This window comes from Aeromonas sp. 602658 (assembly GCF_049173005.1).
Taxonomy (GTDB): domain Bacteria; phylum Pseudomonadota; class Gammaproteobacteria; order Enterobacterales; family Aeromonadaceae; genus Aeromonas; species Aeromonas veronii_A.
On record NZ_JAAKRF010000018.1, the window covers coordinates 59,763 to 71,783 of the forward strand.

General features: G+C 58.6%; 8 protein-coding genes. 5 read left to right on the forward strand and 3 right to left on the reverse strand.

The window, feature by feature from the left end:
• Window positions 1-30: 30 nt before the first annotated feature.
• A complete protein-coding gene (locus G5253_RS13615; protein WP_266135126.1) occupies window positions 31-1,065 on the forward strand; it encodes a sterol desaturase family protein in 1,035 nt (344 codons plus the stop codon).
• A 124-nt stretch (window positions 1,066-1,189) separates the two neighbouring features.
• Here G5253_RS13615 and carB read toward each other — a convergent pair whose 3' ends face one another.
• The 3 genes from carB to dapB all read right to left on the reverse strand — a co-directional run bounded on the left by carB (window position 1,190) and on the right by dapB (window position 7,053).
• Entirely contained in the window at window positions 1,190-4,414 is a 3,225-nt protein-coding gene (gene carB, locus G5253_RS13620; protein WP_266135090.1) for a carbamoyl-phosphate synthase large subunit, read from the reverse strand.
• A 20-nt stretch (window positions 4,415-4,434) separates the two neighbouring features.
• Complete coding sequence (gene carA, locus G5253_RS13625) at window positions 4,435-5,571, reverse strand: glutamine-hydrolyzing carbamoyl-phosphate synthase small subunit (RefSeq protein WP_005361585.1); 1,137 nt, start codon at window positions 5,569-5,571, stop codon at window positions 4,435-4,437.
• Between the two features lie 669 nt (window positions 5,572-6,240).
• Window positions 6,241-7,053 carry a 4-hydroxy-tetrahydrodipicolinate reductase gene (dapB, locus tag G5253_RS13630; RefSeq protein WP_005347132.1) on the reverse strand — a complete coding sequence of 271 codons (813 nt, stop codon included), beginning with the start codon at window positions 7,051-7,053 and terminating at the stop codon, window positions 6,241-6,243.
• A 333-nt stretch (window positions 7,054-7,386) separates the two neighbouring features.
• Here dapB and G5253_RS13635 point away from each other — a divergent pair, with 333 nt between their 5' ends.
• The 4 genes from G5253_RS13635 (at window position 7,387) to serA (ending at window position 11,885) form a co-directional block, all read left to right on the forward strand.
• On the forward strand, window positions 7,387-8,721 hold the full coding sequence (locus G5253_RS13635; protein WP_266135091.1) for a Na+/H+ antiporter NhaC family protein: 1,335 nt from the start codon (window positions 7,387-7,389) through the stop codon (window positions 8,719-8,721).
• Between the two features lie 195 nt (window positions 8,722-8,916).
• The gene (locus tag G5253_RS13640; protein WP_058059524.1) at window positions 8,917-9,513 is read left to right on the forward strand and encodes a 5-formyltetrahydrofolate cyclo-ligase; all 597 of its coding nucleotides are present in this window, start codon (window positions 8,917-8,919) and stop codon (window positions 9,511-9,513) included.
• A gap of 161 nt (window positions 9,514-9,674) precedes the next feature.
• Window positions 9,675-10,328: a ribose-5-phosphate isomerase RpiA gene (gene rpiA, locus G5253_RS13645; RefSeq protein ID WP_005353106.1), complete on the forward strand. Its 654-nt coding sequence runs from the start codon at window positions 9,675-9,677 to the stop codon at window positions 10,326-10,328.
• A 324-nt stretch (window positions 10,329-10,652) separates the two neighbouring features.
• Complete coding sequence (serA, locus tag G5253_RS13650) at window positions 10,653-11,885, forward strand: phosphoglycerate dehydrogenase (protein WP_162632474.1); 1,233 nt, start codon at window positions 10,653-10,655, stop codon at window positions 11,883-11,885.
• Window positions 11,886-12,021: the final 136 nt, after the last annotated feature.

Here is a 12,021-nt window from a genome sequence, read left to right on the forward strand (position 1 = left end):
CGCCGCCAGGATGCTCACGGTATGGACCCTATGGATACGCTCGCCCATCTCTTTGCTTACGTGCAGCAGTGGCTGCTCACTCCGATCTGGCACTGCCTGACCGGACTGCTTGATTTCAACGGGCGGCTTGGGCTCCCCTTCCTGCTGATATCCGGTCTTATTGCCTACCTCCTCTACCGTGTGCACCGGCACCAACAAGGCACCGCAGCAGGCAGTTTCGCCGGTTTTCTCGGCGGCCGAGCCATCTGGCTGCATCCCTCCGCCCTGCTCGATTATCAGTATTATCTGGTACGTGCCCTGCTCCATGTGGCCCTGATCGTGCCGATCCTGACTCTGCTCAACCCCTGGCTTTTGCAGGCAACGGATATTACCTCCGCGCTCACCCGCCTGTGGGGTGAACGTCCCCGTCTGGCCGAGGCGAGCTGGCTGATGATGCTTTACGGCCTCGGGGTATTTCTGGTCAGCGATTTCGTCCACTACTGGCTGCACCGTGTCTTTCACAGCCGCTGGCTGTGGGAGTTTCACAAGGTGCACCACAGTGCCACAGTGCTGGTGCCGCCGACCGCCAGCCGCATTCATCTGGTGGAGAAGCTCGCTGAAAACCTGCTCAAGGGGAGCGCGCTCGCCCTCTACTCCGGTGCTTTCTACTGGCTGTGCGGCGGCTCCGTGCGCCCCTACACCCTGTTTGGGGTGGGCTATCTGGTGCTGATCTTCAACTCGCTGGCCGCCAATTTGCGCCATAGCCATATCTGGCTGTCGTTTGGCCCGCGGCTGGAGCATATCTTCAACAGCCCGGCCCAGCATCAGATCCACCACAGCCGGAATCCCCGCCACTTCAACCACAACTTCGGGATCAACCTGTCGCTGTGGGATTGGTGGTTCGGCACTCTTTACGTCACCAACCACCAGCCTGAGTCCCTTACCTTCGGGGTCGGCCCGAAAGACAATGTGCGCTACAGTCGCCTGGGCGCGCTGATCCTGCGCCCCTTTCTGGTCACGGCCCGCAAGCTGTGGCATGCCCTGCCCCATCCACGCAGTCGCAAGCCGCAGCCTGATTTACGGTAGCCCCGCTCTTCCCCCCATGAATTTGGCCCCCGTAGCGCCAAACCCGTCGCTATAAAAAAGCCCCCGCCATTGCTGGTGGGGGCTTGTCATCTATGCGGAGCGAGCATGGCTCGCTTGCAAAGTATTAGCGGTTGTTCACCCGCTCGTGTAGCTCCTGCACCGAGTTGACGTTGGCGGTGGCATCCACACTGATGGCCATGCAGGTGGCAAACGCCTCGTTCATGGTGGTGGTATACGCCACTTTGTTTTGCAAGGCGGCGCGACGCAGCTGCTTGGAGTCCTGGATCGCCACCCGCCCTTCGGCGGTGTTGACGATGTAGGTGTACTCGCCATTCTTGATGCGGTCGAGAATGTGCGGGCGACCTTCGTGCACCTTGTTGACCAGACGCGGGTTGATGCTCGCCTCACCCAGCGCGACGGCGGTGCCGTGAGTGGCATCCAGCTCGTAGCCCAGCTCCAGCAGCTTGGCAGCCAAGTCGACCACCTGTGCCTTGTCGCTGTGACGCACTGACAAGAGGGCACGACCCTCTTTTGGTACGGCGTGGTTGGCACCCAGCTGCGCCTTGGCATAGGCCTCGGCAAAGCTGCTGCCCACCCCCATAACCTCACCGGTAGAGCGCATCTCTGGTCCCAGCAGCGGGTCAACTCCCGGGAACTTGGCGAACGGCAGTACTACTTCTTTCACCGAGTAGTAGGGCGGGATGATCTCTTTGGTGAAGCCCTGTTCTTGCAGCGACTGACCGGCCATCACACGAGCGGCAATCTTGGCCAGCGGGGCGCCGGTCGCCTTGGAGACGAACGGCACGGTACGGGCGGCACGCGGGTTCACCTCGATGAGGTAGATGTCATCACCCTTGACCGCGAACTGCACGTTCATCAGGCCGATAACGCCGAGCTCCAGCGCCAGCTTGCGCACCTGCTCGCGGATCTCGTCCTGAATCTTCTTGGACAAGGTATAGGGAGGCAGGGAGCAACCGGAGTCACCGGAGTGGATACCGGCCTGTTCGATGTGCTCCATGATGCCGCCGATGACCACATCGGTGCCGTCGCAGATGGCATCCACGTCCAGCTCGGTCGCATCGTCCAGGAAGCGGTCCAGCAGTACAGGCGATTCGTTGGAGACGCTCACCGCCTCGGCGAAGTAGCGACGCAGATCCTGCTCGTCATAGACGATTTCCATGGCGCGGCCACCCAGCACGTAGGAGGGGCGAACCACCAGCGGGTAGGTGATACGCTCGGCCAGCAGCACGGCCTGCTCCAGCGCGGTGACTGTGCCGTTTTCCGGCTGCTTGAGGCCGAGGCGCTCGACAGCAGACTGGAAGCGCTCGCGGTCTTCGGCGCGGTCGATGGCATCCGGGCTGGTACCGATAATCGGTACGCCGTTGGCTTCCAGTGCACGGGCCAGTTTCAGCGGGGTCTGGCCACCGTACTGGACAATCACGCCCTTGGGTTTTTCGATGCGCACGATTTCCAGCACGTCTTCCAGGGTCACCGGCTCGAAGTAGAGACGATCCGAGGTGTCATAATCGGTGGAGACGGTTTCCGGGTTGCAGTTGACCATGATGGTCTCGTAACCGTCTTCGCGCAGGGCCAGCGCCGCGTGCACGCAGCAGTAGTCAAACTCGATACCCTGACCGATGCGGTTCGGGCCGCCGCCGATGATCATGATCTTGTCGCGGTTGCTCGGGGCCGCTTCGCACTCCTCGTCATAGCTGGAGTACATGTAGGCGGTGTTGGTGGCGAACTCGGCGGCGCAGGTATCGACCCGCTTGTAGACCGGGAAGATGTTGTGGCGGGCGCGCAGTTTGCGCACTTCCCCTTCGGCCACACCGAGGATCTTGGCCAGACGGGCATCGGCAAAGCCTTTGCGCTTGAGGGCACGCAGGAAGTCGGCATCGAGACCGGCCATGCCGCGCTCTTTCACCTCTTCTTCCAGTTTCACCAGGTCTTCAATCTGTACCAGGAACCAGGGGTCAATCTTGGTCAGCTTGAAGATGCCATCCATGGAGAGACCTGCGCGGAACGCATCGGCGATGTAGAAGATACGGTCACTACCAGCGTCCTGCAGCTCGTGACGGATGCGGGTCAGGGAGTCCGGGGCATTGAGGTCAACCATGGGGTCGAAGCCAGTTTTGCCAGTTTCGAGGCTGCGCAGCGCCTTGTGCAGGGACTCCTGGAAGTTGCGGCCGATGGCCATCACTTCACCGACCGACTTCATCTGGGTCGTCAGACGATCGTTGGCACCGGCGAATTTTTCAAAGTTGAAGCGCGGCACCTTGGTGACCACGTAGTCGATGGCTGGCTCGAAGGAGGCCGGAGTGCGACCGCCTGTGATGTCGTTCATCAGCTCGTCGAGGGTGTAACCGATGGCGAGCTTGGCGGCGATCTTGGCGATGGGGAAACCCGTTGCCTTGGAGGCCAGCGCGGAGGAGCGTGACACCCGCGGGTTCATCTCGATGATGACCATGCGGCCATCTTTCGGGTTGATACCGAACTGGACGTTGGAGCCGCCGGTCTCGACGCCGATCTCGCGCAGCACCGCCATGGAGGCGTTGCGCATCAGCTGGTACTCCTTGTCGGTCAGCGTCTGGGCTGGCGCGACCGTGATGGAGTCACCGGTGTGGATACCCATGGGGTCGAAGTTTTCGATGGCGCAGACGATGATGCAGTTGTCGTTGCGATCCCGCACCACTTCCATCTCGTACTCTTTCCAGCCGATCAGCGACTCATCGATGAGCAGCTCTTTGGTCGGCGACAAGTCCAGACCGCGCTCGCAGATCTCGACGAACTCTTCGGTGTTGTAGGCGATGCCGCCACCGGAGCCGCCCATGGTAAAGGAGGGACGGATGATGCAGGGGAAGCCGACCATCTGCTGCACGCCCCACGCCTCTTCCATGTTGTGGGCGATGCCGGCGCGCGGGCACTCGAGGCCAATGCTGCGCATCGCCTTGTCAAAACGGGAGCGGTCTTCGGCCTTGTCGATGGCGTCGGCAGTGGCACCGATCATCTCGACACCGAACTCGGCCAGCACGCCGTGCTTCTCCAGCGCCAGTGCGCAGTTAAGCGCAGTCTGGCCGCCCATGGTGGGCAGGATGGCGTCCGGGCGCTCTTTCTTGATGATTTCGCGCACTACTTCCCAGGTGATGGGCTCGATGTAGGTAGCGTCCGCCATCTCCGGGTCGGTCATGATGGTGGCCGGATTGGAGTTGACCAGAATGACGCGGTAGCCCTCCTCGCGCAGGGCTTTGCACGCCTGGGCGCCGGAGTAGTCAAATTCGCAGGCTTGGCCGATGACGATGGGGCCGGCGCCGAGGATCAGGATGCTCTGAAGGTCATTACGTTTTGGCATGAAACTCTTTCCTCTATTTCTTAGGCGCGATACTGCTTAATCAATTCAATAAAGTGGTCAAAAAGACCGGCACAATCGTGCGGGCCCGGGCTCGCTTCGGGGTGACCCTGGAAGCTGAAGGCCGGACGGTCGGTGCGATGGATGCCTTGCAGGGAGCCATCGAACAGGGAGACGTGGGTGGCGCGCAGGCAATCCGGCAGGCTGTTCTCGTCTACCGCAAAGCCGTGGTTCTGGGCGGTGATCATGACGGTGTTGTCATCAAGGCTCTTCACCGGATGGTTGGCGCCGTGGTGGCCAAACTTCATCTTGACGGTCTTGGCACCGGAGGCCAGACCCAGCAGCTGGTGACCCAGACAGATGCCGAACACCGGCGTGTTGGTATTAAGGAAAGCCTTGATGGCCTCGATGGCGTAGTCGCACGGCTCGGGGTCGCCGGGGCCGTTGGAGAGGAAGATGCCATCCGGGTTCATCGCCAGTACCTCGGCGGCTGGGGTCTTGGCCGGTACCACGGTCAGGCGGCAGCCGCGGTCAACCAGCATCCGCAGGATGTTGCGCTTGACGCCAAAGTCATAGGCTACCACGTGATATTTCAGCTGGTCGGCATCCGGGGTGACATGCCCCTTGCCAAGCTGCCAGCTCCCGGTCGTCCAGTTGTACGCCTCACCAACCGTCACCTCTTTGGCCAAGTCCATCCCCTTCAGACCGGGGAAGGCGCGGGCCTGTTCGAGGGCATAGGCTTCATCGACCTGTTTGCCTGCCAGAATGCAGCCAGCCTGAGCGCCTTTCTCGCGCAGGATGCGGGTCAGTTTACGGGTGTCGATGTCGGCGATGCCAACGATGTTGTGAGACTTGAGGTATTCGGAGAGGGATTGCTGATTGCGGAAATTGGAGGCAAGTATCGGAAGGTCCCGGATGATCAATCCCTGAGCATGGATCTGACTGGACTCTTCATCTTCGCTGTTGGTGCCGGTGTTGCCTATATGGGGGTAAGTGAGGGTGACTATCTGACGGGAATAAGAGGGATCGGTGAGGATTTCCTGATAGCCCGTCATCGACGTATTGAAAACCACTTCACCAACGGAACATCCCTCGGCGCCTATCGACACGCCTTTGAACACAGTTCCATCTTCCAGCACTAGCAATGCAGTGTGATTCAAGACAACCTCCAGTTATTTAGCTTTAAATTCAGCAATTTACCTGGGTGTTGCGGGCTCGGTTCCGGTCTTGGACAGGACTCGAACCCGGCAGATTTCTGGCAAATTGGGCGCATTCTACTTAAAAAAAGTGGCATTTCAACGTCTTTTCTCAGATGAAATGCATCTAAATTCAATAAAAAAGCAACATTACCCATTATCTATGCACTCAACCGCTTTGCAACCCCCTCCTGTGAAAGAAAAGAAAAAACCACCATCAAAAGATGACACCAAGTCAGCAATAGCAACAAAAACAAACAAAAAAACCAATTAAAACAATGGCTTTTACTTTTACAAACAAAACATTAATGACAAATTTAACGCTTTTATGGTGACAAGAGTGAACATGAAAAATGGAAAACGTTTTTCTACGTTTGAATTTTTAGTCTTTTCCGATCGGTGTAAAAAAATGGCTTTATCCGCCATAAAGATGCTCAAATCTGTTACCTGGTGATGACATTCACGAAGGGAAAATCTGGTGGATAACACAATAGTGTGATTTATAAGGCATTCAGATAAAAATTGCAGGCAGCGTGTCTTTTTACACAAACTCTGGCTGACTGACAGCAAAAACCCCGGCAAGCCGGGGTTTTTCACTGGGTAGCAGTAGTACGAAAGTGCCGCTCAGAGGCATCACTTGAGATTGAGCACATCCTGCATGTCATAAAGACCGGCACCCTGCTGACCAAGCCACTTGCCCGCCCGCACAGCACCGTTGGCGAAAGTCAGGCGACTTGAAGCTTTGTGGCTGATCTCCACCCGCTCGCCGATATCGGCAAACATGACGGTATGCTCCCCCACCAGATCGCCGGCGCGAATGGTGGCAAAGCCGATAGTGTTGCGATCCCGCTCGCCAGTGATCCCCTCGCGACCATAGACGGCGCACTCCTTGAGATCCCGACCCAGGGTTTTGGCGACCACTTCCCCCATGGAGAGCGCGGTACCGGATGGCGCATCCACCTTGTGGCGATGGTGGCCCTCGATGATCTCGATGTCGGTGTAATCCCCCATCACCTTGGCGGCCTGCTCCAGCAGCTTGAACACCAGGTTGACCCCGACCGAGTAGTTGGAGGCGAACACGATACCGATCTGCTTGCCAGCCTCTTTCAGAGCAGCCTTGCCTGCATCGTCAAAACCGGTGGTGCCAATCACCATCTGCTTGTGGTGGGCCAGCGCAAAGGCCAGATTGGCCAGGGTCACCTCGGGGCGGGTAAAGTCGATGATAAGATCAAACTCATCGCGCACCTTGTCCAGACTATCGCTGATGGCCACACCCAGATGGCCCAGCCCATTGAGCTCACCGGCATCAAGGCCGATCACCGCCGAACCCGGCCGCTCCAGCGCGGCACCGACCACTACGCCATCGGTGTTGGTGATGGCCTCCAGCAGCACCTTGCCCATACGACCATTACAGCCCATCACGGCCACACGGATCGGATTGTCCATCTCCACCCTCTCATCTCTTTTAATTATGGAAAGAGACCGTTTTACCAGCCCGCGCCCGCTTTGAAAAGCTCACTCTGCGCCACCACACCACCTCGACATATAAACGGAAATATTGGATAAATCAGAATATTTGACGGATTTAATCACAAAGACAAAATCACCAAACAAAAACACCTATCCGTCTGGACGTCTATCTTGACCTTAAGGGATTGACTCACTACTGTGGGCCCCCCAATGCGGCAGGACGCCCGCCCTGTTTTTCCCCTATCCCTATCCGATACAGGCACAAAGCAGTTCATGACAGGAGGTCATTGTTCAATTTCAGAGGAACACATGATCCAGACTCAACCCAGTGCCAGGGCCTTGCTGCCACTTCTGGTTTTTCTCGCACTCTTTATCGGTACCGGTACCTGGCTGACCCTGCAGGGGGTCGAATTCGCCTTCTATCAGCTGCCCGCTCCGGTTGCTGCCTTGCCCGCGGTGATGCTGGCCCTGCTGCTTGGCAAAGAGAGCTTCAACAGCAATCTGGAGACCTTCTTCAAGGGGGTCGGCCACAGCAATATCATGGCGATGTGCCTTATCTATCTGCTGGCGGGCGCCTTTGCCAGCGTGGCCAAGGCCACCGGCGGCGTTGATGCCACCGTGGCGCTGGGTCTCTCCCTCATTCCCGGCTGGGCGCTGTTGCCCGGACTGTTCCTCATCTCTGCCTTTATTGCTACCGCCATGGGCACCTCCATGGGCACCATAGGTGCAGTGGCGCCGGTGGCCCTCGGTGTGGCACAGGCTGCCGGTATCGATCCGGTGCTGATGGCAGGTACCATTCTCTCCGGCGCCATGTTTGGCGATAACCTCTCCATCATCTCCGACACCACCATAGCAGCAACCCGCAGTCAGGGGTGCGAGATGAAGGACAAGTTCCGCGAGAACTTCAAGATTGCGGCCCCTGCCGCCATCGCGGTGATCCTGCTCTATCTGACCCTGGGCTCAGTGGGTGAATCCCCTGCCAGCGGCAGCGCCATAGAGCTGTTCAAGGTGATGCCTTATCTGCTGATCCTGGGGCTGGCGCTCGCCGGAGTGAATGTGTTTGTGGTGCTGGGGATCGGTATTCTGGCCGCCGGAGTGGTGGGCATGATCAACGGCTACGCCATCGGTCAGTTCAGCAAGGATATCTATCAGGGCTTTACCGGCATGCAGGAGATCTTCCTGCTCTCCATGCTGATCGGCGGTCTCGGCGCCCTGATGGAACGTCAGGGTGGTCTGGCCTGGATAAGCGATCGCATCAGCGCCCTGATTGCCCGTTTCACTCGCGAGCACAATGGTGAACAGAACGAGAAAGCGGCCGAGCTCGGCATCGCCGGGGTGGTGAGCCTCACCAACCTCTGCACTGCCAACAATACCGTCGCCATTATCGTTGCGAGCAAGGTGGCCCGGGATCTGGCCGAACACCACGGTGTCACCCCGCGCCGCGCCGCCTCCATGCTCGATATTTTCTCCTGCGTGGTACAGGGTCTGATCCCCTGGGGCGCACAGGCGCTGCTGCTGGGATCCATCTTCGCCCTGTCGCCGTTGGCGGTGGTGAGCATGAGTTTCTACCCGATGGCACTCGCGGTAGCGGCACTCATTGCAGTGTTTGTGAAGCACCAGATGCGCGGCAAGGCTGACAAGTAACTGACCAGACGCTGGCGCGCCGACATGCCATCAACAGGGGCCACACCCTGGCCCTTGTTGACTCACTATCGGATCCGCCAGCATTTATCCCACCGTCCCGGGCGGGGTTCCCCTTCCCCCCTTAACGTCAAGAGTGAATGTGCTAAGGTAGAGCGCGTTCAAGCCATCGATGCGCAGCTATACCAGAGGTTCCCCATGCATGAGTCCCAACCCGAACGTCAATCCCTGCGCCAACTGGTTCGTCAACGCCGCAAAAATCTGAGTCCGGCCGAGCAGCAATTGGCGGCCCAACAGCTGCTGGCCCAGTTCAAGCAACACCCCGAGATCCTCGCCGCCAAACGCATTGCCCTCTATCTGGCCAATGACGGGGAGATCAATCCATTGCCCACCATCCATTGGCTGTGGGCCCAGCACAAAGAGGTCTACCTGCCGGTGCTCCACCCCTTTACCCCGGGTCACCTGCTCTTTTTGCGCTATACCGCCACCAGCCCCATGGTACGCAACCGCTACGGCATCGAAGAGCCGGAGCTGGATATCCTGCAGGTGGTGCCCCACAGCACGCTCGATCTTATCTGCACCCCGCTGGTCGCCTTCGATGCCCAGGGCAATCGTCTTGGCATGGGGGGCGGCTACTACGATCGCACTCTCGCCATCTGGCATGAGCACAAGCTGGGCCCCAAGCCGCTCGGCATTGCCCACGACTGCCAGCAGGTGGATGCGGTCCCGCAAGAGGAGTGGGATGTGCCGCTGCCCCAGATCATCACCCCGAGCCACTGCTGGCGCTTTGAATAAGCTGTTTTTGGCAGGCAGCCCCTGCTTTGTGCGCGCAAACGCAGAATAAACAGGCAAACGATTTACAAAGTCCCTCTTTTTGCCCCGGAACGTGAGCAACAAGGTCGCGACGGGGTACCGGGTTGGATATAATGCGCCCGCTTTTTTCTTAAGGAACGATCATGACTCAAGATGAAATGAAGAAGGCGGCCGGTTGGGCTGCGCTCAAGTATGTGGTTCCCGGCACCATCGTCGGGGTGGGCACCGGCTCTACCGTCAACCACTTTATCGACGCGCTGGCGACCATGAAGGACGAGATCAAGGGGGCGGTATCCAGCTCCGTGGCCTCTACCGAGCGCCTCAAGGGCTTCGGCATCACCGTATATGATCTCAACGAGATCGACGCCCTCTCCGTCTATGTGGATGGCGCCGACGAGATCAACGCAACCCGCGACATGATCAAGGGCGGTGGCGCAGCCCTGACCCGCGAGAAGATTGTTGCCGCCGTCGCTGACAAGTTCATCTGCATCATCGACAACACCAAGACCGTCGACGTGCTGGGCCAGTTCCCGCTGCCGGTGGAAGTGATCCCGATGGCCCGCGAATACGTGGCCCGCGAAATTCGCAAACTGGGTGGCAACCCGGTGTGGCGTGAAGGCGTGGTCACCGACAACGGCAACCACATTCTGGATGTGAAAGGCATGGCCATTACCGACGCCAAGGCGCTGGAAGTACGACTGAACGCCATTGTTGGTGTGGTCACCAACGGCCTGTTCGCCGCGCGCGGCGCCGATGTTGTCCTGATCGGTACGCCGGACGGCGTGATTACCCAGTAATCCCGACACCGGTAGCACAGTGCAGCGGCATCCTCCCTCCCTCGCCAGCGCCACTCTGCAACCTCTGACGCAGCAGCGGCGTTGATTGAGCCCCGGGATGGGATATGACCCAAACATTGCACTGTGAATAAATGACGGCGCCTGATGGCGCCGTTTTTATTTATCCCTCAACAAGTTGCATACGGATGTTTACAACATTCGTTGATAACTTCAAAGAATTTGACTTTCGTCACAAATATTCCCTCTCCCAAACGTTTTTGCTACTTTACGGTTTTCTTCGCACACCAAATCTGCACTTACGTTTGCACATACAGAGGGATCGTCATGACTGCCAAGTTTTCGTTGGACAAGGATAAAATCAAGGTTCTGCTGCTGGAGGGGGTTCACCCCAACACCGTAGAGACCTTTCGTGCCGCAGGTTACACCAGTGTGGAGTATCTCAAGACCTCGCTCTCCGAAGAGGAGCTGATCGAGCAGATCCGCGACGTCCATTTCATCGGGCTGCGCTCCCGCACCCAGATCACCGAGAAAGTCCTCGACGCCGCCAACAAGCTGGTCGCCATCGGCTGCTTCTGCATCGGTACCAACCAGGTCGAGCTGGAAGCGGCCCAGATCCGCGGTATTCCGGTCTTCAACGCCCCCTTCTCCAACACCCGTTCGGTCGCCGAGCTGGTACTGGGCGAGATCCTGCTGCTGCTGCGCGGCATCCCCGAGAAGAATGCCAAGTGCCATCGCGGCGTGTGGGAAAAACTGGCCAACCGCTCGGTGGAAGCGCGCGGCAAGAAGCTTGGCATCATCGGCTACGGCCACATCGGTACCCAGCTTGGCATCATCGCCGAGAGCATCGGCATGAAAGTTTATTACTACGATATCGAGAACAAGCTCTCGCTGGGTAACGCCATTCAAGTGCCGAGCATGGTCGAGCTGCTCAATATGTCTGACGTCATCAGCCTGCACGTGCCGGAGACCGCCTCCACCAAGAACATGATCGGTGCCGAGCAACTGCGGATGATGAAACCGGGCGCCATCTTCATCAACGCCGCCCGCGGTACTGTGGTGGATATCGATGCGCTGGCTGACGTCATCAAAAGCGGCCATATTGCCGGCGCCGCCATCGACGTCTTCCCGGTCGAGCCCAAGTCCAATGAGGAAGAGTTCCAAAGCCCGCTGCGTGGGCTGGAGAACGTCATCCTGACCCCGCACATCGGTGGCACCACCCATGAGGCGCAGGAGAACATCGGGCTGGAAGTAGCCAACAAGCTGGTCAAATACTCCGACAACGGCTCCACCCTCTCCGCCGTCAACTTCCCGGAAGTGTCGCTGCCGGGCCACAAGGGCTCCAGCCGCCTGCTGCACATTCACCGCAACCAGCCGGGCGTGATGAACCAGATCAACCAGATCTTCGCCGAAGAGGGGATCAACATCGCCGGTCAATACCTGCAGACCAGCAGCCATATCGGTTACGTGGTGATCGACGTGGAGACCGAGCACAGCGAGAAGGCGCTCGCCAAACTCAAGGAGATCAACGGCACCATCCGCGCCCGCATCCTCCACTGATAGACCCTTATCTGCGCAGCAAAAAGCCCGTCGTGATGACGGGCTTTTTTATGAAGCAGTGTCCCGTCCTGAATATGGTTTACACCTTTCCCCCCAATAAATGGAGAACCCGATGGGACAAGGTGTGAAACGGACA